Source organism: Pseudoduganella sp. R-34 (assembly GCF_049904655.1).
In the GTDB taxonomy this organism is placed as follows: Bacteria; Pseudomonadota; Gammaproteobacteria; order Burkholderiales; family Burkholderiaceae_D; genus Rugamonas.
The window spans coordinates 2,834,401-2,857,683 of sequence record NZ_CP184572.1; the positions used below are offsets into that span (position 1 = coordinate 2,834,401).

The following is a 23,283-nucleotide window of genomic DNA, read 5'->3' on the forward strand; positions in this document are numbered from 1 at the left end:
GCTACCCCTGCAAGTTTGGCAAGGGGTAGCGTGTTGGCAACACGGTTAATTGCTGCGGCGGGACTTCGATTTGCCGGCTTCGTCACGCCTCACGCGTGCCTTGACCATGCTGACCGCTGGCTTGGAATCGCTGCGCGATGAGGAGGCTTGACGGTAGTTGCTGCGTTTTGGGCCGGAGCGTTCGTTTTCCACGGCCATCACGGCGTTTTCAATCACGTCGGTCGAAATGTCCGGGCCGGCGGCGGAGGCGGAAATATTCGGCACCAGGATGGTCGAGCCAGCCTTCAGCACCGACCGTTGCGGCATATTATTGGCCTGGCGGATGGCATCCGGGGTGGTGCCGAACTTGCGGGCCAGGGAGGCAATGCTCTCACGGGCGCTGGAAATCTTGTGGGTGGTCCAGCTCGACAGGGCGTGGGTCCACGAGGCCAGGTTGGCGGCGAACTTGGCGGCATTCTCGGTCGGCAGCAGGATCTTGGTCTGCTCGTTGCCGGTAATGACGGGTTTCTTGAACTGCGGGTTCAGGGCCTTGAACTCGTCGACCGAGATTTCGGCCAGCTTGGCAGCCAGCGCCATGTCGATGTCGCGGGTCTTGTCGATCGCGGTGAAATATGGCTCGTTGTCGATCACCGGCAGGTGTACGGCGTATTGCGACGGGTTGGCGACGATATTCTTCACCGCCTGCAGCTTCGGCACGTAGTTGCGGGTCTCGGCCGGCATGAGTTCGGCCAGGCTTTCGAAATTGGTCGGTTTGCCGGCGGCGCGGTTGCGCTGGACGGCTTTCTGCACATTGCCTTCGCCCCAGTTGTAGGCGGCCAGGGCCAGGTGCCAGTCGCCGAACATGGTGTACAGGCGCTGCAGGTAGCTCAAGGCGGCGTCGGTCGAGGCCAACACGGAGCGGCGGTCATCCTTGAAGGCGTTCTGCTTCAGGTCGTAGTCGCGGCCGGTGCCCGGCACGAACTGCCACAGGCCGGCGGCATTGGCGGTCGACAGGGCTTGCGGATTGAAGGCGGATTCGATGAAGGGAAGCAGGGCCAGTTCGGTCGGCATGCCGCGCTTTTCCAGCTCTTCCACCACGTGGTAGAGATAGAGCGAGGCGCGGGCGGTGGTGCGGTCGAGGTAATCCTGGCGGTCGGCGTACCACTTCACATGCTTGGCGACCAGCTCGTTGTTCACGTCGGGAATGGCGTAGCCGGAGCGGATGCGGCCCCAGACGTCGGTTTCCTTGTATTCTTCCACGGCAGGCACCTGCATCACCAGGGATTTCGCGGTGTCGGTGGAGGCCAGGGAGGAGGCTGCCGGGAGCGCGGCGCTCAGCGCCAAAGCGATCAGGACAGCACTTTTGATTCGTTCTTGCATAGCGTTTCGCAGTTGTCTTGTGGAAACAAAGGGCGGACTATCTAATGGCGGAGTGTAGGGTTGAAACCTTGTCGAGTCAAGGAAAAATTCGCTATGTGCCTGATTTTCTTGGATAATTATGTCGATCAAGCTATATAATTGGTGTCTTGGATAACGACTTTTGGATGTATAAATGAGCAACACCCCAGTGGATTACGAAGCCGTTATCGCGGCAACCGAGCAGTGGCTGGAGAAGGCGGTCATCGGTTTGAACCTGTGCCCCTTCGCCAAGGCCGTGCACGTGAAAAAGCAGGTGCGCTATGTCGTGTCGGAGGCTTCCTCGCCTGAGGAATTGCTGGACGACCTGATCAAGGAGCTGGAGTTCCTGGCTGAGGAAGATCCGGAAGTGGTCGACACGACCTTGCTGATCCACCCGCTGGTGCTGCAGGATTTTGGGGATTACAACGAATTCCTGGATGTGGCGGACGCAGCTTTGGAAGAGCTGAAGCTGGATGGCGAGCTGCAGGTGGCGAGCTTCCATCCCGAATACCAGTTCGCGGATACCGACAAGAACGATATTTCGAACTATACGAACCGTTCGCCTTACCCGACCTTGCACCTGCTGCGCGAGGCTTCGATCGACAAGGCGGTGGAGGCTTTCCCGGAGGCGGCCGATATTTTCGAGAAGAATATCGACACCATGGAAAAACTCGGCCATGAGGGTTGGGACAGGCTGGGCTTGCAGGTGAAGTGATGGCGGAAGAGAAATTACCTGAGCGGCCGGATACGCCTTGCGTGGCGGTTTGCTCGACGACCTTTGATGAGATCTGCCGCGGTTGTGGGCGCACTTATATCGAGGTGGCGCACTGGGTGGCCATGAGTGCGGAGGAGAAGGAGAAGGTTTGGCAGCGGATTCTGGCGCAGGGGTATCCGCGGCGGAATTCCTGAAACCGGTAATTCAGGGTCTGACCCGCAGGGTCAGACCCTTAACGGTTTCGCGGCCAGGGGTTAAGGTTGTCCGCCTTTGATCTTCGACGAACGTCAAAGGCCCAGAACCTACGCCCGAGGCCGACAATCTGACAGGGTCTGACCCTGCGGGTCAGACCCGGGTTTGCCGGTTTTACTCAGCCTTCCACGACCCAATAAAATCCTTCTTCCCAATCTCCAGCCCATTATGGCGCAGGATGTTGTACGCAGTGGTCGCATGGAAGGTGAAATGCGGCAACGCATAATGCATCAAATACTCCTGGCCAACCCACTGCTTGGCCTTTTCTCCGCTACCAGTAGTCACTGAACGTTGCGCAGAATCCTCAATCGCCTGGCGTGGCAGCGAGTCCAGGAAAGTCAGCGTGCGCTGGATGCGCAGTTTTAATTCACCAATGGTCTTTTCAGTATCTTCGTAAATCGGCACATCCGCGCCGGCCAGTCTTGCGCCTGCGCCCTTGGCAAAGTCAGCAGCAATCTGGATTTGACGGGTAAAAGGCAGCATGTCCGGGAACAAGCGGAACTGCAGCAGGGCATTCGGATCAATCTTCTTTTCCTCGATGTGGGCCTCGGTCTTGTCCAGGATGGCCAACAGGCTGCCGAGGATCTGGCGGAACACCGGAATCGAAGCGGAATACATGGAAAACGACATGGGTAAACTCCTCTGATATAGAGTAGCGATGATAGCGCGTTACGTGCATAATTGCTGCTGGATAATCTTTTCCACCAGACCCGCTGAATGGCTCGGAATTTTTATAACAAATTAAGGTCCCGCCTGAGCGCTCTGTATGGGCTGTCGATTTATGGCGCCTTGTTACTGGTGGTATTCGGCGGCCTGGTGATTCCTGCCATTATCGGCTCTTACCTGCTGATCGGGGTGCACGAACAGAAGTCCGCCCAGACCGCCCTCAACGAATCGCTGCAGCGCAACGCCGACATCCTGGCCCTGGGCATGCAGGAATCCCTGTGGAACATGAATGCGGAATCGGCTCACTCGCTGGTCGAATCCGTCATGCGCGACCGCTCGGTGCTGCAGGTGCAGGTCACCGGCCAGGCCGACACCCAGTTCATGCACGTCGAAGCGCCCAAGCGCGCCATCGGCAACGTGGTGCGGGCCGAGCGTGAAATCACGGTGCGCGGCGAAAAGATCGGCAAGATCATGGTCGAGATGGACGACGCCCGCAGCCAGCAGGAATTGCGCGAGAAGCAGCTTTCCTATGTCTTCGTGCTGGCGGCCCAGCTCACGGTGTCGCTGTTGCTGATCGTGCTGTTCCTGAACCAGCGCCTGCTGAAGCCCTTGCGCAAGCTGATGCGCTTCTCCGACCGCCTGTCGCATGGCGACTTCGAAACACGCATGGAGTTGAGCGGCAGCGATGAACTGGGGCGCCTGGCAGGCCAGCTGGACCAGATGCGAGTGGCGATCAAGCACCTGTTTGAAGATATTGCCCAGCGCGAGGAGCGCTTCCGCACCATCGTGACCCAGGTGCCGGGCGCCGTGTTCCGCTTCCGTCCCGACGGCCCGATCGATTTCGTGTCGGACGCCATCGAGGAGATCTCCGGCTATTCGGCGTCGCAGTTCATGCGCAGCACCACGCACGCTTGGGCCAACCTGATTTGCCCGGAAGACCGCAAGCGCCAGCGCCGCGTGGTGGTGCAGGCGATCCAGGACGGCAAGCCCTACGAAATCGAATATCGCATCATGGACTCCACCGGCACCGAGCGCTGGGTGGCCGAGAATGGCCAGCCGCAGGCGGTGGAGGCGGGCGGGGCGCCTTGGGTGGACGGCATCATCTCCGACATCAGCCAGCGCAAGCACAACGAAATGCGCATCGAAGCCCTGCTGGCCGAGCAGAGTGCGATCCTGGATAACGTGATGTTCGGCGTGATGTTCGTGCGCCACCGGACCATCGTCTCGGTCAACCGCCGCTGCGAAGAGCTATTCGGCTATGAGCCCGGCCAGATGATCGGCGCTTCCACCGCCATCGTGTTCCCCACCACCTTCGATTTCGAATCGGCCGGCGCGCGCCAGTATTCCACCCTGGGCAGCGGCGAGTACTTCAGCGAAGAGCGCAACTACCGGCGCCAGGATGGCTCGCTGTTCTGGTGCATGGTGTCCGGCTGCGCCATCGACCAGAACCGCCCGAACGAAGGTTCGATCTGGGTCTATGCCGACATCAGCGCCCGCAAGGAAGCGGAAGAAAAACTGCGCCTGTCGGCCACCGTGCTGGAACACATCGCCGACGGCGTGATGGTGATCGACGACAAGGGCACCATCGTGGCGGTCAACCCGGCCTTCACCCAGATTACGGGCTACACCGAAGCGGAAGCCTTGGGCCACGACGTTGGCCTGACGCGCTCCGGCCGCCACGACGAAGGTTTCCACGCCGAGTTGTGGAAAGAGCTGGTGGAGCATGGCTATTGGCGCGGCGAAATCTGGAGCATGCGCAAGAGCGGCGAGTTGTTCCTGGAGTGGCTGACGCTGACCGCGGTGCGCGATACGCGCGGCGTGACGACCCACTATGTCGGCGTGTTCAGCGACATTACCCTGGTCAAGCAATCGCAGGAAAAGCTGGACCACCTGGCCCACCACGACGCCCTGACCCAGTTGCCGAACCGCCTGCTGTTCCACGACCGCCTGCAGCACGCCATCCAGCGCGCCACGCGTGGCAACGAGCAGCTGGCGCTGCTGTTCATCGACCTGGACCGCTTCAAGAACGTCAACGACACCCTGGGCCACCACATCGGCGACGAGCTGCTGAAGCAGGTGGCGCATGCGCTGTCGGAAAAACTGCGCGAAGGCGACACCCTGGCGCGCCTTGGCGGCGATGAGTTCATCGTGCTGCTCGAGGATGTGGAAGGCCAGTATGGCGCCGGCCAGGTGGCTGAAAAGCTGGTGACGATGTTCGAACATCCTTTCATGGTGGCGGGCCACGAACTGTTCGTGACCTGCTCGATCGGCGTCTCGGTGTTCCCGACCGATGCGAGCGACCTGAATATGCTGATCCGTAATGCCGACGTGGCCATGTACCAGGCCAAGGCGCGCGGCCGCAACGGCTACCGTTTCTACCAGCCTTCCATGTCGGGCGAGGGCGTCGAGCGCCTGCGCCTGGAAACCTATTTGCGCCGCGCCATCGAGAAAGAGGAAGTGTTCCTGAACTTCCAGCCGCAGGTGGAAATCGATACCGGCAAGCTGCTGGGCGTGGAAGCCCTGGTGCGCTGGAACCATCCGGAACTGGGGCTGGTGCCGCCGAATCGATTCATCCCCCTGGCCGAGGATACGGGCTTCATCAGCCAGCTGGGCCAGTGGGTGCTGTACGAAGCTTGCCGGCAGATGGTGCGCTGGCAGGAGGCCGGCCTGCACGTGCCGAAGATCGCGGTCAACCTGTCCGCCAAGCAGTTCGAGCGCGGCAGCATGGTCACCACCGTGGCCGACATCCTGCGTGAAACCGGCCTGGAGCCGCATCGCCTGCAACTTGAAGTGACCGAGTCGGTAATCATGAATACCGGCGATGCGCTGGGCTTCATCAACGATCTGCACGCGGTTGGCGTGTCGCTGGCGATCGATGATTTCGGCACCGGCTATTCGTCCCTGGCTTACCTGAAGCAGATGCCGGTGCAGACTCTGAAGATCGACCGCTCCTTCATCAAGGACATTTCGACCGACGTCAACGACGAGGCGATCGCAATTGCCATTATCCAGCTGGGGCGCAGCATGAACCTGTCCGTTATCGCCGAAGGCGTGGAGACGGAGCAGCAGGCGGCCTTCCTGCTGCGCCACGGCTGCAACCAGGCGCAGGGATTCTATTACAGCCGTCCGGTCATGCCGGAGGATTTGCTGCAGCGCTGGCTGCCTTAACGAGAGTGCCATGCTCAAACCGAAGAAATTTTCCCGTCGCCGTTTCCTGCTGAGCGGCGTTGCCGTCGCCGGGGCGATGGTGGTGGGCTGGGGCGTGATGCCGCCGCGCCAGCGCGTGCGCGGGCAGGCGCCGCTGCCGCTTGAAAACGGCGCTGTCGCCCTGAATGGCTGGATCGCCATTGCCCCCGACGGCAGCGTACAACTGGCCATGCCGCGTGCGGAAATGGGGCAGGGCGTGCACACGGCGCTGTCCATGCTGGTGGCGGAGGAGCTGGATGTGAGCCTGGACGCGATCAAGGTCATCCAGGCGCCGGCCGACAAGATCTACGCCAACCTGGCGGTGATGCGTGAAACCCTGCCGTTCCATCCGGACGATACCGGCCGCTCGCGCGAGCTGGCGAGCTGGATGCTGGGCAAGGTGGCGCGCGAGATGGGCATTGTGATTACCGGCGGCTCGTCCAGCGTGAAAGATGCCTGGACTTCGATGCGCGAGGCCGGCGCCACGGCGCGTGCCATGCTGGTTGCCGAAGTGTCCCAGCAATGGAAGGTGCCGCCGGAGCAGGTGCGTGCCGAGAACGGCGTACTGTATCACGACATCAGCAAGAAATCGGTCGGCTATGGCGTGGTCGCCGCGCGCGCTGCGCTTGGCCAGCCGGGCAAGGTGACCCTGAAAGACCCGCACAGCTTCCGCCTGATCGGCACCAGCGTGCCGCGCCGCGATTCGCGCAGCAAGTCGGAGGGTACGGCGCTGTATGGCATCGATGTGCGCCCCGAGGGCATGGTGTATGCAGCGGTGCGCATGTCGCCCGTGGTGGGCGGCAAGGTCGCAGGCGTGACGCCGGGCGAGGTGGTGAAGATGTCGGGCGTGCTGTCGGTGATCGACTTTTCCAATGCCATCGAAGAGAACTATGGCGCCGGGGCCGGCGTTGCCGTCCTTGCGCGCAGCTACTGGCAGGCCAGGCAGGCAGCCGCCGCGCTGCCGATCCGCTGGGACGAAGGCCCGAACGCCAAGCTCTCCAGCGAGGAAATCTATGCATCGCTGACCAACGCCCTGGAGGCGGAGGACGGCGACAACTACCACAAGCGCGGCGACATGGCGCAGGCATCCAGCGCACTGCGCACCATCAAGTCGGTGTACCGCGTGCCTTACCTGGCGCATGCCTGCATGGAGCCGATCAACTGCACTGCGCAGGTCAAGGACGGCAAGGTCACGGTATGGGTCGGCACGCAGGCGCCGACTTTTGCCCGCGCCGCTGCCGCGCGCGTCGGCGGCGTCAGTGAAGCCAATGTGATCCTGCACGAATACCTGCTGGGAGGCGGCTTTGGCCGCCGCCTGGAAATGGACATGGTGGCGCAGGCGGTTGCCATTGCGCGTGAAGCCAAGGGCCTGCCGGTGCAGGTGATCTGGAGCCGCGAAGACGACACCACGCACGACGTGTACCGTCCGGCCGCGGTGGCGCGCATGACCGCGGGCCTCGATGCGGCCGGCAATATCATTGCCTGGGAAGCCAAGACGGCCGGCGGCGCGCTGACCCACCAGTTCACCAGGCGCAACCTGCGCATGCCCGCGGCAGGGCCGGATCGCTCGACTGCCGAGGGCGTGTACGACATGCAGTACGAAATCCCGAACCAGCAGATCAACCACGTCGTGGCGGACAGCGCCGTCCCGCTGGGCAACTGGCGTTCGGTAGGCCATTCGCAAAACGCCTTCTTCAAGGAGAGCTTTGTCGACGAAATGGCCAGTGCGGCCGGCAAGGACCCGGTGGAATTCCGCCGCACCATGCTGCTTGGCCACCCGCGCCACCTGGCGGTGCTGAACGCGGCCATCTCCAAGGCGGGCAAGGCGCCGGAAGGGCGCGCGTATGGCGTGGCGCTGCACCAGTCCTTCGGTACCATCGTCGCGCAGGTGGCCGAGGTGTCGGTGCAAGACAAGCAGATCCGCGTGCATCGCGTGGTGTGCGCGATCGACTGCGGCATCGCCGTCAATCCGAACATCATTGCGCAGCAGGTGGAATCGGGCGTGGTCTATGGACTGTCTGCGGCCCTGGGCGGTGAAATCACCATCAAGGACGGCAAGGTCGTGCAAAGCAATTTCGCCGACTATCCGGTGCTGCGCATGAACGAGGTGCCGCTGGTGGAAACGGTGATCGTGCTGAGCGCCGAGCCGCCGGAAGGCGTCGGCGAACCTGCTACCCCGCCGATCGCGCCGGCCGTGGCAAACGCGGTGTTCGCGCTGACGGGGCAGCGCCTGCGCAGCCTTCCTTTACGTTTGGCCTAACAGGGCGCGCAGGTTGCACTCCTGCTGCCATTGGCGGCGTTCCGGGGTGGACGCCGCCTGGCGTTCCAGTTCTTCGTCGGAGAGGTCGGCCTGGGTTTCGATCAGGCGGTGTGCCACCTTCGGATCGGGCAGCATGGTGCCGAAGAAGGCCACGTGCTCGTGGCGCTGGATCAGCAGGGTAGGGAAGTTTTCGACATCAAGGTCGCCGACCAGGTCGGCGTGGTCTTCGATATCGACCCACAGGAAGTATTTGTCCGGGTGGCGGCTTGCCAGTTCCTCGAAGACCGCGCGGTAGGATGCGCAGGTGCCGCACCAGGCGGCGCACAGGCAGGCCACGACCAGGTGGTCCTGCGCCAGCGCGGCGGCTACTTCGGCGCGGTTGTCGGCATGTAGGGTAGTGCTGTGCATGGGGTGCTATTGTACATGCCCACAGGGTAAAATACCGGCCATGGCTACCATTCTTGCAATCGAAACATCCTCTGAAATGGCTTCCTGCGCCCTGTTGCGCGGGGAGCGCGTGACTTTCCGCGAATCGTCCGGCGTGCGCACCCACTCGCAGGCAGTGCTGCCCATGGTCCAGGAATTGCTCGCCGAGGCAGGCATTGTCCTGCGCGATTGCGATGCCATAGCCTATGGCGCGGGCCCCGGTTCGTTTACCGGAGTGCGCACCGCTTGCGGCATCGCCCAGGGGCTTGGTTTTGGCGCTGGCTTGCCGTTGCTGCCCGTCGTCACGCTGGACGCCATGGCGCTGGCTTGCCGCGAACGCCACGGCTCCGGCGAAGTCCTCACGGTGCTCGATGCGCGCATGAACGAGGTCTATTGGGCCCAATACCGTTTTGAAGGCGGCCTGCCGGTTGCGATCCTGCCTCCGGCATTGTCGGCTCCTTCCGGTGTCGCTCCGGCCGGCCCGGCGCGCGCCTGCGGCAATGGCTTCGCCGCCTATGCCGAGGCGTTTGCCGGCCAGGCCTTTGCCGATGGCGCCGACGGCGAAGTGATGCCGCATGCGGTGCAGGTTGCGCAGCTCGGGCGTGCTGCTTTCGCCGCCGGCCACGCCGTGCCTGCGGCACAGGCGCAGCCGCTGTACTTGCGCAATAAGGTTGCCTATACCAAGGCGGAACGTGAAGAGATGAAGGCGTCGCAGGCATGATGCATCAGTTATGGGACCTGGCCCGGCTAATCTACGAGCCAATGCAGGAAAGCGACCTCGATGAGGTGGTGGCGGTGGAGCAGGAGGTTTACCCCTACCCATGGAGCCGCGCCAATTTTTCCGATTCGCTGTCGCAGGGCTATCACGCCTGGATTCTGCGCGCGCAGGATCGCCAGTTGATGGGATATTTCCTGGTGATGGGAATTGTCGACGAGGGGCATCTGCTGAATGTGGCCGTGTCGCGCAATTGGCAAGGCCGCGGCGTGGGACGGCTGCTGGTGAACCAGGCGGTCGCCTTGTCGCGCGGCCTTGGCATGGAGTCGATCTTGCTGGAAGTGCGGCCTTCCAACGTGCGCGCCCTGGAGATCTACCAGCGCTACGGATTTGCCGAAATCGGCCGCCGCAAAGGCTATTATCCCGCTGCCGATTCAACCCGCGAGGACGCTATCGTGATGCGTTTTGGCCTATGAGCGATCGCCGGTCTGCCGTGTTCCTGGAGGAGATGGGCGTGGGGCCGCAGTGGCGCCTGCGCAATCGCCCGGTTGCGGCTGATGCCGCCGGCGCCGGTGAAGTGGATGACGCGTTCGCCGACGCACAACCTGCGCCGGTCGCGGTGCAATTCGCTCCCGCTGCCGGCCAGCAATTGCCTGCCGCACAGCAGGAAGCCGCCGCCCTTGACCCTGCGCCGGCCGCAGGACTCGTTCCCGCCGCGCCACCGCGCCCGCCCGGCAACGCCCAATCGCCGGCCGCCGCCGCTGCCGCTGCCGCGCGTGCAGCTTCCAAGGCGCCAGGGGCGGCAACAAGCGCGCGCCAGGCGCCGCCGATCCCGCCTGCGCCTGATGCGCAGGCCGCTCCGGCTCCGGCCGCACCGGTTCGCGTGCCCGGCACGCCAAGCATTGCATCGACAGGCGAGGACATGTCCTGGTTTGACGACGCCCCAACGCCGGAATACAAGCCGCAGCGCAAGAAAGTGGCGGCTCCGGAGCAGCCCGCCGAAACGCCGCCACAGCGTCCTGCGCCGGCAGCAAGGCCCGCGCCAACGCCGCCGCGCACTGCCGGCGTCCCAGCCTACGACGATATCCCGATGGACGAGCCGCCATCCTGGTTCGACGAGGAGCAAACGCCGCGCGGCGCTGCCACGGCCGTCGCCAGCGCCCCGGCGCCCGGCGGTGCAACGGATGAACAAATCGCCCAGATGGACTGGCCTGCACTGCGAGCAGCAATCGCCTCCTGCACCCGCTGCGGCCGCTGCCAGTCCCGCCAGCAAGCCGTCCCGGGCCGCGGCGACGAGCAGGCGACCTGGATCGCCCTCGACACCGCGCCAGGCCAGGCTGAGGATGCGGAAGGTTACCAGTTCGCCGGCGATCCCGGCTACCTGCTCGACAACATGCTGAAGGCCGTCGGCCAGGTAGCGGAAAAGGGCGCCTACCTCACCAGCCTGGTGAAATGCCACGCCCCGCACGCGCCAGGCGCCGAAGAGTTGCAGGCCTGCCGCCCATACCTCCAGCGCGAATTGGAACTGACGCAGGCAAAAGTCATTGTCGCCTTCGGCCACAGCACCGGCAAAGGCCTGCTTGGCGGCGCCGCGCGCGGCCGCATCATGCTGCACGGCGCCGTGCCGGTCGTCGCTACTTACCACCCGGCCGACCTGCTGAAAAAGCCGGAAGAGAAGGCCAAGGCATGGCAGGACCTGTGTCTGGCCAAAGCCGCGCATGCCGGCCGACGCTAGGACATTCCACCGCAAATGGGGCCATCTCGCGCGGCCCCACGTCCGCGCGCTGGCTTGGCTGCTCGACTCGCCCGACCTGCTCGACCCGAACAGCCCGCACTGGCAGGGCAAGATCGCCACGCTCGGCCCCATGACGGCCGCGGTGGCAAACTGGCTGGACGACCTTGACGCCGATCCTGCGCCGCTCGAGGAAGCCCTTGGCAACCGTTTTTACTCGCGCCTTGGCCTGTATGCCGAGAAGCTGATGGCATTCTACTTCGCCCAGCACGGCGCGCTGGCTGCCCACGGCCTGCAAGTCCGCGACGGCAGGAACGGCACCATTGGCGAATTCGATTTCCTCCTGCGCGAGAAGGGCAGCGCCAACCTGCGCCATATCGAGTTCGCCACCAAGTTCTACCTGCTGGACGGCGATCCCGATACGGGCAACTACAACCGCCTGGTCGGCCCCAACCTGGCCGACACGCTGGGCCTGAAGATGCGCAAGATCTTCAACGCCCAGTTGCAGCTATCACAGCACCCGATCGCGCAAAAAGTCGCACCCGCGCCCGTCACCCGGGCCCAGGCCCTGGTCAAGGGCTGGCTGTTCTACCATGCCACCGAAGCTGCGCCGCAGATCGAAGGCATTTCGCCTGAACACTGCCGCGGCTATTGGCGCACCCACAGCGAACAAGCCGCCGCGCAAGGCGAGCAATTCATCGTCATGCCGCGCCTGCAATGGCTGGCGCCGCTGCGCACGCCAGTCCAGCGCAGCGAAAGCACGCCCACGCCGGCTCCGCTCACGCGCGCTGCGTTGCTGGACGTCCTGGCGGAAAAGTTCGTCGCCGATCCAGGCCCCGTGCTGGTGGCAACGGTGCGGGAAGAGGGCGGTTGGCTGGAAGAAGTGGAGCGCGGCTTTGTGGTGCCGGATGATTGGCGCGCCCGTGCCCAGGCGCGCCGCAGCGACGGAGGCCTGCCGTCCTAGTGGTGCTCGCCGATCAGGCCGAGCGAATCTTTCTTGCGCTGGTTGGCGGCATGCAGCGCCATGATGGCCAGCATCGATCCCGCCAGGAACAAGCCAAACAGCACGATGATGGTGTTCAGGCCCAGGCCAAGCTTCACCATCGTGGCATATACCGCCAGCATGGTAAGGATGGACAGGTTCTCATTGAAGTTCTGCACCGCGATCGAATGCCCGGCGCTCATCAGCACGTGGCCCCGGTGCTGCAGCAAGGCATTCATCGGCACCACGAAGAAGCCCGACAAAGCGCCGACCACCAGCAGCAATACATAAGCGATGCGCAAGTCGTGCACGAAAATCATCGACATCACGATCACGCCCATCGCGATCCCGAGCGGAATCACCGACAGCGCCTTGCGCAGGGTAATGAAGCGTGCAGACAGCACGGCGCCCAGCGCCACGCCGACCACCACGATGGCAACGGTGGTGGTGGCCTTGTTCAGCGGCATGCCCAGCGATTGCTTGGCCCATTCCAGAACGATGAACTGCAAGGTCGCGCCGGCGCCCCAGAACAGGGTGGTAACCGCCAGGGAAATCTGGCCCAGCTTGTCGCGCCACAGGATGCCGCAGCAGTCCGCGAAATCGCGCACCAGGCGGAACGGGTTGCGCTCTTGCCGCTCATAGACATAACCGGTGTCCGGTATGCGCAAGTTGAAAACGGTCGCCAGCAGGTAGACCACGCCCACCCAGGCCAGCGCTATCTCGCCGACCGTGTCGAAGCCGGTGTCGATGCCCGGCACGTCGAAGGCCAGCAGGCCCGCGGAGACCGGGCCGCCGATCAGGGCGCCGCCCAGCGCGGTGCCAAGGATGATCGAGCTGACGGTCAAGCCTTCGATCCAGCCGTTGGCTGCGACCAGCTTTTCGGGCGGCAGCAGTTCCGTGAGGATGCCGTACTTGGCCGGCGAATAGATCGCAGCGCCCAGGCCTGCGACAGCATAGGCGGCCAATGGGTGCACGTTGTAGAAGAACAGGGCGCAGCCGAAAATCTTGATCATGTTCCCGATCAGCATGACGCGGCCCTTGGGCAGGGCATCGGCAAAGGCACCGACAAAAGCAGCCAGCAGCACGTAGAACAGGACGAAGGTCTCCTTCAGCATCGGCGTCATCCACGCCGGCGCTTTCATGGCTCCCAACATATAGATTGCGATGATCAGCAACGCCGAATCGGCTAGCGACGAGAAGAACTGCGCCGCCATGATGGTATAGAAACCTCGTTTCATCGCCTTAGTGCTTATGCTCTCCGATCAGGCTGAGCGAATCGTGCTCACGCTGGTTAGCCGCATGCAGCCGCATGATGCCAAGCATGGAGCCGGCGACGAACAGGCCAAACAGCACGATGATGGTATTCAGGCTCAGGTGCAGCTTCACCATCAGCGAGTACACCGCAAGCATGGTCAGGATCGACAGGTTCTCGTTGAAGTTCTGGACCGCGATGGAGTGGCCTGCGCTCATCAGCACATGGCCGCGATGCTGCAGCAGCGCATTCATCGGCACCACGAAGAAGCCCGACAGCAGTCCGACGACCAGCAGCAGGGGATAGGCCAGGCGCACGTCATGCACGAAGATCATGCCCATCACGATCACGCCCATGGCAATTCCCAGCGGGATCACCGTCAGCGATTTGCGCAGCGTGATGAAGCGCGCCGACATGCCGGCGCCCACTGCCACGCCCACCGCAACGATGGCGATGGTGCTGGTCGCCTTGTTCAAAGGCATGCCCAGCGATTGCTTGGCCCATTCCAGCACGATGAATTGGAGGGTCGCGCCGGCGCCCCAGAACAGGGTGGTCACGGCCAGCGAAATCTGGCCCAGCTTGTCGCGCCACAGGATGCTGCAGCAGCCGGCGAACTCGGTGATCAGGCGCAGCGGGTGGCGCTCCTGGTGCTCGTAGACATAGCCCGTATCCGGAATGCGCAGGTTGAACAGCGCCGCCAGCAGGTAAGTGACGCCGACCACTGCCAGCGCGATTTCGGCCGTCGTGTCCAGGCCCGTTTCGATGCCCGGCAAATCGAAGTGGAGCAGCGCCGCAGCAACGGGCCCGCCGATCAGGGCGCCGCCCATTGCAATGCCGAAGATGATGGAGCTCACGGTCAGGCCCTCGATCCAGCCATTGGCTACCACCAGCTTTTCCGGCGGCAGCAGTTCGGTCAGGATGCCGTATTTGGCCGGCGAGTACACAGCCGCGCCAAAACCGACCACCGCATAGGCGGCCAGCGGGTGCACATGATAGAAAATCAGTGCGCAGCCGAAGATCTTGATCAGGTTGGAAATGAACATGACCCGGCCCTTCGGCAAGGCATCAGCGAAAGCGCCTACAAATGCTGCCAACAGCACGTAAAACAGCACAAAAGTCAGCTTCAGCAATGGGGTGACCCACGCCGGAGCTTGCATGGTCACCAGCAGGTCGATTGCCACGATGAGCAGCGCATTGTCTGCCAGCGACGAAAAGAACTGCGCGGCCATGATGGTATAGAAACCACGATTCATTCAGGACGCCAGATAATAATCTCGGCATGCTTTATACCATGGAAAGTAAGGTTTCCCAAGAATTCGGCCAGCATCCGGCAGGTACAAAAGGTAGAATGCTGCTTTCTTATTCTGCCGGTTTTAGACATGCCAAGGCCCATCGTCGCGCACATCCATCTCGCTGCAATGCAACATAACCTGGAGCGCGCCAAGGCCTGTGCGCCGGGCGCCAAGGCCTGGGGAGTGGTCAAGGCCAACGCCTACGGGCATGGGCTTGAGCGTGGCATGCGCGGTTTCGCCGCCGCAGACGGCCTGGCGCTGATCGAACCGGACAACGCGGTGCGACTGCGCGAGATGGGCTGGAGCAAGCCTGTTCTTCTTTTAGAGGGATGGTTCGACACCGCGGACTTGCTGGCAATGGCGGAACATAGTATCGAAGGCGCCGTTCACTGCATCGAACAGCTTGAAATGCTCGAGCGCACACCGCTGGGGCGCCCGCTCAATGTGCACCTGAAAATGAACACCGGCATGAACCGCCTCGGCTTCAAGCCAGGCGAATATGCCGCCGCCCACGCCCGCCTGCGCGCCATCCCGCACGTTGGCACCATTACCCTGATGACCCACTTCGCCAACGCCGACGAACTGCACCACCCGTGCATGCCGCTGGCGGAACAGGTGCGCCGCTTCAATGAGGGCACTGCCGGCTTGCCGGGCCCGCGCAGTTTGTGCAATTCGGCCGGCATCCTGCATATGCCGGAGCTGGGCGCCAGCCTGGCGACCGACTGGATCCGTCCGGGCATCATGCTGTACGGCGGCACCCCCGGCGGCCAGACGGCGGAAGAATTCGGCCTGCAGCCGACCATGACCCTCTCCAGCGAATTGATCGGCGTGCAGGAAATCGGCCCCGGCGACTATGTCGGCTACGGCAGCCGCTTCAAGGCCGAGCGCGCCATGCGCATCGGCGTGGTGGCCTGCGGCTATGCCGATGGCTACCCGCGCCACGCGCCGGTCGATACGCCGGTCCTGGTGGACGGCGTGCGCACCCGTCTCGTAGGCCGCGTCTCGATGGACATGCTGACGGTCGACCTGGGCAATATTCCAGATGCGCGCGTCGGCAGCAAGGTGGTGCTGTGGGGCGAAGGCATGCCGATCGATGACGTGGCGACGGCTGCCGGCACCATCGGCTATGAGTTGATGTGCGCCCTGGCGCAACGCGTGCGTGTGATCGAGGCGTAAGCAGATGGCCAAGGCAAAGACCAACTACACCTGCAGCGAATGCGGTGGCATCAGCAGCAAGTGGACCGGCCAGTGCTCGTCCTGCCAGCAGTGGAACACCATGGTGGAGACGGTGATCGAAGCCGCCGGCGCCAACCGCTTCTCGCAGGCCCAGCACCAGTCGCTGGCGCAGACCGCGCCCGTGCTGTCGCTGCAGGATATCGAAGCGCTGGACGTGCCGCGCTTTGGCACCGGCATTGAAGAATTCGACCGCGTGCTGGGCGGCGGCCTGGTGGCGGGCGGCGTGGTGCTGATCGGCGGCGACCCCGGCATCGGCAAATCGACACTGCTGCTGCAGGCGCTGGCCAATATGTCCAAGGTTAAGAGCGTGCTGTATGTCAGCGGCGAGGAATCCGGCGCCCAGATCGCGCTGCGCGCCAAGCGCCTGGCGGTCGATGCCAAGGACCTCAAGCTGCAAGCCGAAATCCAGCTGGAGAAAATCCTCGGCACGCTGGCCGACCTGAAGCCGCAGGTGGCGGTGATCGATTCGATCCAGACCCTGTATTCGGATGCGCTGGCCTCGGCGCCCGGCTCGGTGGCCCAGGTGCGCGAATGTGCGGCCCAGCTGACCCGCGTGGCCAAGATGAGCGGCACCACCATCATCCTGGTCGGCCACGTCACCAAGGAGGGCTCGCTGGCCGGTCCGCGCGTGCTGGAACACATTGTGGACTGCGTGCTGTATTTCGAGGGCGACAACCACTCCAGCTTCCGCCTGGTGCGCGCCATCAAGAACCGCTTTGGCGCGGTCAATGAACTGGGCGTGTTCGCGATGACCGAGAAGGGCCTGAAGGGCGTATCGAATCCTTCTGCGCTGTTCCTGTCTTCGCATGAAAACCAGGTGCCCGGTTCCTGCGTCATGGTGACGCAAGAGGGTACGCGCCCGTTGCTGGTGGAAGTGCAGGCCCTGGTCGATACCAGCCACCTGCCCAACGCACGCCGGCTGTCGGTCGGCCTGGAGCAGAACCGCCTGGCCATGCTGCTGGCCGTGCTGCACCGGCACGCCGGCATTGCGGCCTTCGACCAGGACGTATTCATCAACGCCGTGGGCGGGGTAAAGATCACCGAACCGGCCGCCGACCTGGCGGTCCTGATGGCGATCAATTCTTCGATGCGCAACAAGGCGCTGCCGAATGGCTTCGTGGTATTCGGCGAGGTGGGCCTGGCCGGCGAGATCCGGCCGGCGCCGCGCGGGCAGGAGCGCTTGCGCGAGGCGGCCAAGCTCGGCTTCTCGATCGCCATGATTCCCAAGGCGAATGCGCCCAAGCAGCCGATCGAAGGCATGACCATCATTGCGGTCGAGCGCATCGACGACGCATTCAATCGCTTGCGCGAGCTGCAGTAATGTAGATTTTTACGAAATATTGGCTACAATAACAGGCTCGATTCCAACCAGAAACCGGACAAGAAATTGTTAGTAGATTCAAGGCAAGGCGCCCGTAAAATCCTGCGCGTACGGGCAATGATCGTGATGGACGGCGGCGCGCCGATGGCGGCACGTACCTTCGACCTCGGCCTGGCGGGCATTTCCCTGACTTCCGAACATAAGGTGCAAGTCGGGGCCAGCGGCCAGATCGTGTTCGAAATGCTGGTCGATGGCAAGCCGCAAATCGTCAATACGCGTGGCAAGGTCAACAATTGCATTTTCAGCGGCGACGAATTCAAGATCGGTTTCACTTTTGCGCCACTCGACAACGAAGCAGCCGGAGCAATAACCAAGTTCATGCGCTAATATTAGGTTATGGACTATGTGAGCAGCTTGCTAAGCACAATGTACGGGACCTCGCTGGGCTTGGGGAATGCCAGCGTCATTGGTACGCCGTCGGAGGCAGTGCTAGCCCGGGTCGAACAGACGCTGGCGCCGCAGCGCAGTGCCGCGGCCAAGCTCAACGCAAGCATCAGCCTGACCCAGGCGCGTTTTTCCGGCCTGGGACAGCTGCAATCGGCTCTGTCGGTGTTCCAGGATATTGCAGAAAGCCTCGCCGGTACCGGCCTTAGCACGCGCGGCAGCAGTTCGGCGAGCGGCGTGCTGGGCGTGACGACTAGCGCCTCGGCGGCGGCCGGTTCGCATGATGTCAAGGTCAGCCAACTGGCCCAGCAGCAAATCCTCATCAGCCCCGAAGCGCAGACCGCTGATACGCGGCTCGGTACCGGCTCGCCGGCCGTGATCCGGATCGGCACCGGCGACAGCAGCAAGACCATCACGATTGATAGCCGCAACAACACCTTGCAGGGCATCGCCGATGCGCTCAAGGAGGCGGGCGTCGATGCCAGCCTGGTGCGCTCCAGCACCGGCACGGCGCTGCAATTGCGCAGTGCCAGCGGTGAAGCGAACAAGCTCAGCTTTTCAGTAGCAGGCGACACGACGATCCGCAGCCTGTTCAGCCAGGCGACCCAGACCCAGGCGGCGCAGGACGCCATCCTGACCGTTGACGGCAAGACCATCAAGAGCGCCGACAACACTGTGGAGTCGGCCATCGAGGGCGTCACGCTCAAGCTGACCGACGAAGGCGACACCACGGTCACCATCGCGCGCGACAACAGCCAGGTTGCCAAGAACGTGGAAGCTTTCGTCAAGGGCTTCAACGCGCTACAGGACCGGCTGGACAACCTGGGCAGAGGCGCGCTGCGCGGCAATCCGGCGCTGGGCCAGGTACGCACCCAGCTTGATCAGTTGCTGCGTTCAGCGGGCGGCAGCAGCGAGGCGCTGGCCAATGTCGGCCTGTCGATCGACACGAATGGCCGCCTCAAGCTGGATAATGGAATCCTGAATGCCGCGATGAACGCCAACCCCGATGCGGTGACCAAGGTCTTCACCAACGAGGGCAGGGGCTTGGCCGATGCCCTTGGTTCGCGCCTTGAAAGCCTCGGTGGCGAACGCAGCGTGGTATCGCGGGCCCTGGCGCAGGCCGACCGCGAAGTCGATACCCTGCAAAGCCGCAAATCCTCCATGGCCCAAATGCTCACGGTGCAAGCACAGGCACTGGTGCGCCTCTATACGCAGGACGAGCAACTGGGCGGCGCCTCGTCGCTCTTCGACCTGTTTGCCTGACCCCATAAAGACTGAAGGCCCCGACACCAGAATCCCGGAGGATCTGTTGCGGAGCCTCGCTTCTGCAGAAGCGCAAAGCTACTCGTGGTAGCGGTCGACCAACCTATGATGTCCGCCGCGATATTCAGCGACAATTTCGAACGCGATTAACGCGATCATGGCGCCGAAGATGCCCATGGTGAACAATACCCACATAACAAACCAGCCGACGTTTCCGGAGGCTGCTCCCTAGAGTTGATACAATTAAACTCTAGCATCCATTTAAGCAATTACAAGCCCAGCAGAAAGATCTATTTCGTCACGAGGTCAGGCTGCATCACTGCCTTGAGGTAAAAGCTCGATGGATCGCCCGCTTCACGCTGCACAAACCACCACGCAGCGCCTTTTTTCATCTCCCAATCGCTATCGTCGCCTGTCATCAACAGGGCTGCAGCCTGGCCCAGCGTAGGCTGGTGGCCAACAATGAGCACCGATTCCTTCGACGACGGCCAGTTGGCCGCCTTCAGGATATCGCCGGCGTCCGCCCCCGGCGCCAGGTCGGGGTGGACCTTGTACTTGCGTCCCAATCCCGCCACAGTCTGCACCGTGCGCGTGGCCGGGCTGACCAGGATGCGGCAATTTTCCGGCAATACGGAATCCAGCCACTGGCCCATGCGCCGCGCCTGCTTATGTCCTTTGGGCGTGAGCGTGCGTTCCAGGTCTTCCAGGCCGGGCTGGGATGGTTCGGCTTCTGCGTGGCGCCACAAGATCAAGTCCATGCTTCCTCCCGTGACCAGGCTTCAATCCGCCGGCGCATCGGCCGGCGTACCTAGTAACTCCATCAAATGCTGCTGGGCGCTGAAGGCCTTCTGCTTGCCGCGTGCTTTGCGGCGGTGATACTGGCCGTGCGAATCCAGCTCCCATGCGTTGGAGTTGTCCTTCAGGTAAGGCGTCAAACCTTCCGCAATGACACGCCGTTTCAGGCCCCGGTCCAGCACCGGGAACGCCACTTCAATGCGGCGCAGCAGGTTGCGGTTCATCCAGTCCGCGCTGGCCAGCATGACGTCATGGGCCAGGTCGTTGCGGAAGTAATAGATGCGGCTATGTTCAAGGAAGCGGCCGATGATGGAGCGCACCCGGATGTTTTCGGACAATCCCGGCACGCCCGGCATCAGGGTGCAGGCGCCGCGCACGATCAGGTCGATCTTGACCCCGTCCTTCGAGGCGGCATACAGCGCCCGGATGACCGGTTCATCGGTTAATGCATTGATTTTAGCGATAATCCGGCCCGGACGCCCGGATTTCGCGATTTTGGCTTCGTTCCGTATCGCTTTGATGATCTGGTCTTGCAGCGAGAACGGCGCCAGCCAGATGTGGTTCATGCGCTGCGGCTTGGTCAGGCTGGTCAGGTGCATGAAGACTTCGTTGACGTCGCGGCCCAGTTGCGGCTCGCAGGTCAGGATGCCGAAGTCGGTATAGAATTTGGTCGTGGTCGGGTGGTAGTTGCCGGTCCCGAGGTGGGCGTAGTAGCCGAGGCCGCCTTCATCGCGGCGGATCACCAAGGCGATCTTGGCGTGGGTCTTCAGGCCCACCACACCGTACACCACCTGGGCGCCGGCCTGTTCCAGCTTGTCGGCCCAGTTGATATTGGCTTCTTCGTCGAAACGCGCCATCAGTTCCACCACTACCGTGACTTCCTTGCCGCTGCGAGCGGCTGCAATCAGCGCTTCCATCAGGTCGGAATTCATGCCGGTGCGGTAGACGGTCTGCTTGATCGCCACCACCGCCGGATCGAAGGCCGCGCTGCGGATGAAGTCGATCACGGTCTGGAAGCTCTGGTATGGGTGGTGCAGCAGGATGTCATGCTTGCGGATGGTGGCGAAGATGTCATTGTTGACGGTCTTCGCTTGCACGCCCGCGATGAACGGCGGGAAGCGCAGCTCGGGCCGGCGCGCCTGCTCCACGATTTCGTTCAGGCGCACCATATTCACCGGGCCGTCGACGCGGTACAGGCGGCTCTGGTCCAGGCTGAACTGGTCGAGCAGGAATTGCGACAGTTCGGGCGGACAGTTCTTGGCCACCTCGATCCGGACCGAGCGGCCATAGGCGCGGCCTTGCAGCTCGCCTTTCAGCGCCTGGCGAAGGTTTTTCACTTCATCTTCATCCACCCACAGGTCGGAGTCGCGCGTGACCCGGAACTGGGAATACGCCATCACATCGCGCCCGGCAAACATTTCAGAGATGTGGGCATGGATGACGGAGGACAGCAGGCAGAACGACACGCCGCCTTCCTTGGATAGATGGTCCGGCAAGCGGATCACGCGCGGCAGCACGCGCGGCGCTTTAACAATAGCGATGGCGGTGCCGCGCCCGAAGGCATCCTTGCCGCTCAGCGCGACGATGAAATTGAGGCTCTTGTTTACTACTTGCGGGAAAGGGTGGGCCGGGTCGAGGCCGATCGGGGTCAGCAGGGGGCGTACTTCGCGGTCAAAATAATCCTTGACCCAGGCCCGTTGGGCTTCGTTGCGCTGGCTGTGGCGCACGATGTGGATGCCCTGGGCTTTCATTTCCGGCAACACTGCCGTATTAAATATTTCGTACTGGCGCTTGACCAGTTCATGACACTCGTGGCTGACCCGTTCCAGCGTGGCCGCGAGGGCAGGGTGATCGCCCAGGTCGCCATCGACGCTGGCGGCGGCCAGCAGGCTGGCGACCCTTACTTCAAAGAACTCATCCAGGTTGCTGCTGACAATGCACAGGTAGCGCAATCGTTCGAGCACAGGGATGGTGGCGTCTTCTGCCTGGGCCATCACGCGGCGGTTGAACGCCAGCTGTGACAGCTCCCGATCAAGGAATGCTGTTTTCATAACTAATAGTATATTTGAGAAATATGACAAGTTTGTGACCTTGTCCTAGACTTAATTTTGACGTGTCATAAAGCTGTCATATTGACGTCATACACTGCGCAGCATTCAACCCAACCCCTGAAAAGGACCTTTGATATGCGCATGAAACAGTTGTTGACCTCCTTCGTTGTTGGCGCTTCGGCGGCAATGGCATTCTCGACCGCTTTCGCAGCGGACATGACCGGTGCAGGCGCAACTTTCCCTTATCCGATCTACGCCAAGTGGGCTGAAGCCTACAAAGCATCCACCGGCAATGGCCTGAACTATCAGTCCGTCGGTTCCGGCGCAGGTATCAAGCAGATCAAAGCCAAGACCGTCGATTTCGGCGCTTCCGACATGCCGCTGAAAGCGGAAGAGCTGGACGCTGACGGCCTGATGCAGTTCCCGGCCATCATGGGTGGCGTGGTGACCGTGGTGAACCTGGACGGCATCGCTCCAGGCCAGCTGAAACTGACCGGCCCGGTTGTGGCTGACATCTACCTGGGCAAGATCACCCAGTGGAACGATGCAGCGATCGCTGCCCTGAACCCAGGCGTGAAGCTGCCAGCTGCTGAAATCACCGTGGTGCACCGCGCTGACGGCTCCGGCACCTCCTTCCTGTTCACCGACTACCTGTCGAAAGTGAACCCTGAGTTCAAGACCAAGATCGGTGCCGGCACCGCAGTGAAGTGGGTAACCGGCGTGGGCGGCAAGGGTAACGACGGTGTTGCCGCCAACGTGCAGCGTATCAAGGGCGCCATCGGCTACGTGGAATGGGCTTACGCCAAGAAAAACAAGATCGCTCACACCCAGCTGAAGAACAAGGACGGCAACTTCCTGCAGCCTGACGACGACAACTTCAAGGCCGCTGCCGCCAACGCAGAATGGACCAAGACCCCAGGCTTCGGCGTGGTGCTGACCGACCAGGCTGGCAAAACCTCCTGGCCAATCACCGGCGTGTCCTACATCCTGATGCACAAGCAGCAGGCTGATGCGAACAAGGGCAAGGAAGTCATCAAGTTCTTCGACTGGGCTTTCAAGAACGGCGATGCGGCAGCTGTCGAACTGGACTATGTGCCGCTGCCTGACACTGTTGTGAAGCTGGTGCAGGGTTCGTGGAAGGCTAACCTGAGGGATGCTTCGGGCAAGCCGCTGAACTGATCTTCTGAAACCGGCACCCCGGTGTCAGACCCGCAGGGTCTGACACCTAGGCCCGCGGCAGCCGCAGGCCAGGTGTCTGACCCTGTGGGTCAGACGGGGCGGCCATCCGATCGGGGTGCCGGTTTAAAGAGGAAGCTAA

The 23,283-nt window shown here is 62.6% G+C and carries 20 protein-coding genes; 13 read left to right on the forward strand and 7 right to left on the reverse strand.

Annotated features, from left to right (window positions below):
• Positions 1 to 45: 45 nt before the first annotated feature.
• On the reverse strand, positions 46 to 1,359 hold the full coding sequence (locus tag ACN9MW_RS13135; RefSeq protein ID WP_426171298.1) for a transglycosylase SLT domain-containing protein: 1,314 nt from the start codon (positions 1,357 to 1,359) through the stop codon (positions 46 to 48).
• A gap of 172 nt (positions 1,360 to 1,531) precedes the next feature.
• On the opposite strand from ACN9MW_RS13135, the gene ACN9MW_RS13140 reads away from it, so the two are divergent.
• Together ACN9MW_RS13140 and ACN9MW_RS13145 are read left to right on the forward strand one after the other, a co-directional pair.
• A complete protein-coding gene (locus ACN9MW_RS13140) occupies positions 1,532 to 2,092 on the forward strand; it encodes a DUF1415 domain-containing protein (RefSeq protein ID WP_426171299.1) in 561 nt (186 codons plus the stop codon).
• The gene (locus ACN9MW_RS13145) at positions 2,092 to 2,286 is read left to right on the forward strand and encodes a DUF1289 domain-containing protein (protein ID WP_426171300.1); all 195 of its coding nucleotides are present in this window, start codon (positions 2,092 to 2,094) and stop codon (positions 2,284 to 2,286) included. Before ACN9MW_RS13140 ends, ACN9MW_RS13145 begins: the two co-directional genes overlap by 1 nt.
• A gap of 172 nt (positions 2,287 to 2,458) precedes the next feature.
• Here the strand turns inward: ACN9MW_RS13145 and ACN9MW_RS13150 are convergent, their stop codons facing one another.
• On the reverse strand, positions 2,459 to 2,974 hold the full coding sequence (locus ACN9MW_RS13150) for a DUF1993 domain-containing protein (RefSeq protein WP_426171301.1): 516 nt from the start codon (positions 2,972 to 2,974) through the stop codon (positions 2,459 to 2,461).
• Positions 2,975 to 3,061: 87 nt separating this feature from the next.
• Between ACN9MW_RS13150 and ACN9MW_RS13155 the strand changes: the two genes are divergently transcribed.
• Positions 3,062 to 6,178, forward strand: coding sequence for an EAL domain-containing protein (locus tag ACN9MW_RS13155; RefSeq protein ID WP_426171302.1), 3,117 nt, complete (start codon positions 3,062 to 3,064; stop codon positions 6,176 to 6,178).
• 10 nt (positions 6,179 to 6,188) lie between these two features.
• Positions 6,189 to 8,456: a molybdopterin cofactor-binding domain-containing protein gene (locus ACN9MW_RS13160; RefSeq protein WP_426171304.1), complete on the forward strand. Its 2,268-nt coding sequence runs from the start codon at positions 6,189 to 6,191 to the stop codon at positions 8,454 to 8,456.
• Here the strand turns inward: ACN9MW_RS13160 and ACN9MW_RS13165 are convergent.
• On the reverse strand, positions 8,442 to 8,864 hold the full coding sequence (locus tag ACN9MW_RS13165; RefSeq protein ID WP_426171306.1) for a thioredoxin family protein: 423 nt from the start codon (positions 8,862 to 8,864) through the stop codon (positions 8,442 to 8,444). The genes ACN9MW_RS13160 and ACN9MW_RS13165 overlap by 15 nt on opposite strands.
• A gap of 40 nt (positions 8,865 to 8,904) precedes the next feature.
• Between ACN9MW_RS13165 and tsaB the strand changes: the two genes are divergently transcribed.
• Genes tsaB through ACN9MW_RS13185 form a run of 4 tightly spaced genes read left to right on the forward strand, consistent with a single transcriptional unit; the run spans position 8,905 to position 12,293 of the window.
• Positions 8,905 to 9,603, forward strand: coding sequence for a tRNA (adenosine(37)-N6)-threonylcarbamoyltransferase complex dimerization subunit type 1 TsaB (tsaB, locus tag ACN9MW_RS13170; protein WP_426171307.1), 699 nt, complete (start codon positions 8,905 to 8,907; stop codon positions 9,601 to 9,603).
• On the forward strand, positions 9,603 to 10,073 hold the full coding sequence (gene rimI, locus ACN9MW_RS13175) for a ribosomal protein S18-alanine N-acetyltransferase (RefSeq protein WP_426172190.1): 471 nt from the start codon (positions 9,603 to 9,605) through the stop codon (positions 10,071 to 10,073). The genes tsaB and rimI overlap by 1 nt, the downstream gene beginning before the upstream one ends.
• Positions 10,070 to 11,332, forward strand: coding sequence for a uracil-DNA glycosylase (locus tag ACN9MW_RS13180; RefSeq protein WP_426171309.1), 1,263 nt, complete (start codon positions 10,070 to 10,072; stop codon positions 11,330 to 11,332). Before rimI ends, ACN9MW_RS13180 begins: the two co-directional genes overlap by 4 nt.
• Positions 11,316 to 12,293: a DUF1853 family protein gene (locus ACN9MW_RS13185; protein ID WP_426171311.1), complete on the forward strand. Its 978-nt coding sequence runs from the start codon at positions 11,316 to 11,318 to the stop codon at positions 12,291 to 12,293. The genes ACN9MW_RS13180 and ACN9MW_RS13185 overlap by 17 nt, the downstream gene beginning before the upstream one ends.
• Here the strand turns inward: ACN9MW_RS13185 and lplT (ACN9MW_RS13190) are convergent.
• Entirely contained in the window at positions 12,290 to 13,549 is a 1,260-nt protein-coding gene (gene lplT, locus ACN9MW_RS13190) for a lysophospholipid transporter LplT (RefSeq protein ID WP_426171313.1), read from the reverse strand. The genes ACN9MW_RS13185 and lplT (ACN9MW_RS13190) overlap by 4 nt on opposite strands.
• A 4-nt stretch (positions 13,550 to 13,553) precedes the next feature.
• Positions 13,554 to 14,816, reverse strand: a complete 1,263-nt coding sequence (gene lplT / locus ACN9MW_RS13195) for a lysophospholipid transporter LplT (RefSeq protein WP_426171315.1) — start codon at positions 14,814 to 14,816, stop codon at positions 13,554 to 13,556.
• A gap of 126 nt (positions 14,817 to 14,942) precedes the next feature.
• Here lplT (ACN9MW_RS13195) and alr point away from each other — a divergent pair, with 126 nt between their 5' ends.
• The 4 genes from alr (at position 14,943) to fliD (ending at position 19,119) form a co-directional block, all read left to right on the forward strand.
• Positions 14,943 to 16,031: an alanine racemase gene (gene alr / locus ACN9MW_RS13200; RefSeq protein WP_426171316.1), complete on the forward strand. Its 1,089-nt coding sequence runs from the start codon at positions 14,943 to 14,945 to the stop codon at positions 16,029 to 16,031.
• Positions 16,032 to 16,035: 4 nt separating this feature from the next.
• A complete protein-coding gene (gene radA / locus ACN9MW_RS13205) occupies positions 16,036 to 17,412 on the forward strand; it encodes a DNA repair protein RadA (RefSeq protein ID WP_130313671.1) in 1,377 nt (458 codons plus the stop codon).
• Between the two features lie 66 nt (positions 17,413 to 17,478).
• The gene (locus ACN9MW_RS13210) at positions 17,479 to 17,799 is read left to right on the forward strand and encodes a PilZ domain-containing protein (protein ID WP_426171317.1); all 321 of its coding nucleotides are present in this window, start codon (positions 17,479 to 17,481) and stop codon (positions 17,797 to 17,799) included.
• A 27-nt stretch (positions 17,800 to 17,826) separates the two neighbouring features.
• Positions 17,827 to 19,119: a flagellar filament capping protein FliD gene (gene fliD, locus ACN9MW_RS13215; RefSeq protein ID WP_426171319.1), complete on the forward strand. Its 1,293-nt coding sequence runs from the start codon at positions 17,827 to 17,829 to the stop codon at positions 19,117 to 19,119.
• Positions 19,120 to 19,409: 290 nt separating this feature from the next.
• Here fliD and sixA read toward each other — a convergent pair whose 3' ends face one another.
• A complete protein-coding gene (gene sixA, locus ACN9MW_RS13220) occupies positions 19,410 to 19,877 on the reverse strand; it encodes a phosphohistidine phosphatase SixA (RefSeq protein WP_426171320.1) in 468 nt (155 codons plus the stop codon).
• A gap of 21 nt (positions 19,878 to 19,898) precedes the next feature.
• A complete protein-coding gene (gene ppk1 / locus ACN9MW_RS13225; RefSeq protein ID WP_426171322.1) occupies positions 19,899 to 21,965 on the reverse strand; it encodes a polyphosphate kinase 1 in 2,067 nt (688 codons plus the stop codon).
• Between the two features lie 135 nt (positions 21,966 to 22,100).
• Between ppk1 and pstS the strand changes: the two genes are divergently transcribed.
• Entirely contained in the window at positions 22,101 to 23,144 is a 1,044-nt protein-coding gene (gene pstS, locus ACN9MW_RS13230; protein ID WP_426171324.1) for a phosphate ABC transporter substrate-binding protein PstS, read from the forward strand.
• Positions 23,145 to 23,283: the final 139 nt, after the last annotated feature.

Coding starts and splice junctions, on each gene's coding strand:
- ACN9MW_RS13135 (WP_426171298.1), bottom strand. CDS start 1,359: ATGCAAGAACGAATCAAAAGTGCTGTCCTGATCGCTTTGGCGCTGAGC.
- ACN9MW_RS13140 (WP_426171299.1), top strand. CDS start 1,532: ATGAGCAACACCCCAGTGGATTACGAAGCCGTTATCGCGGCAACCGAG.
- ACN9MW_RS13145 (WP_426171300.1), top strand. CDS start 2,092: ATGGCGGAAGAGAAATTACCTGAGCGGCCGGATACGCCTTGCGTGGCG.
- ACN9MW_RS13150 (WP_426171301.1), bottom strand. CDS start 2,974: ATGTCGTTTTCCATGTATTCCGCTTCGATTCCGGTGTTCCGCCAGATC.
- ACN9MW_RS13155 (WP_426171302.1), top strand. CDS start 3,062: ATGGCTCGGAATTTTTATAACAAATTAAGGTCCCGCCTGAGCGCTCTG.
- ACN9MW_RS13160 (WP_426171304.1), top strand. CDS start 6,189: ATGCTCAAACCGAAGAAATTTTCCCGTCGCCGTTTCCTGCTGAGCGGC.
- ACN9MW_RS13165 (WP_426171306.1), bottom strand. CDS start 8,864: ATGCACAGCACTACCCTACATGCCGACAACCGCGCCGAAGTAGCCGCC.
- tsaB (WP_426171307.1), top strand. CDS start 8,905: ATGGCTACCATTCTTGCAATCGAAACATCCTCTGAAATGGCTTCCTGC.
- rimI (WP_426172190.1), top strand. CDS start 9,603: ATGCATCAGTTATGGGACCTGGCCCGGCTAATCTACGAGCCAATGCAG.
- ACN9MW_RS13180 (WP_426171309.1), top strand. CDS start 10,070: ATGAGCGATCGCCGGTCTGCCGTGTTCCTGGAGGAGATGGGCGTGGGG.
- ACN9MW_RS13185 (WP_426171311.1), top strand. CDS start 11,316: ATGCCGGCCGACGCTAGGACATTCCACCGCAAATGGGGCCATCTCGCG.
- lplT (WP_426171313.1), bottom strand. CDS start 13,549: ATGAAACGAGGTTTCTATACCATCATGGCGGCGCAGTTCTTCTCGTCG.
- lplT (WP_426171315.1), bottom strand. CDS start 14,816: ATGAATCGTGGTTTCTATACCATCATGGCCGCGCAGTTCTTTTCGTCG.
- alr (WP_426171316.1), top strand. CDS start 14,943: ATGCCAAGGCCCATCGTCGCGCACATCCATCTCGCTGCAATGCAACAT.
- radA (WP_130313671.1), top strand. CDS start 16,036: ATGGCCAAGGCAAAGACCAACTACACCTGCAGCGAATGCGGTGGCATC.
- sixA (WP_426171320.1), bottom strand. CDS start 19,877: ATGGACTTGATCTTGTGGCGCCACGCAGAAGCCGAACCATCCCAGCCC.
- ppk1 (WP_426171322.1), bottom strand. CDS start 21,965: ATGAAAACAGCATTCCTTGATCGGGAGCTGTCACAGCTGGCGTTCAAC.
- pstS (WP_426171324.1), top strand. CDS start 22,101: ATGCGCATGAAACAGTTGTTGACCTCCTTCGTTGTTGGCGCTTCGGCG.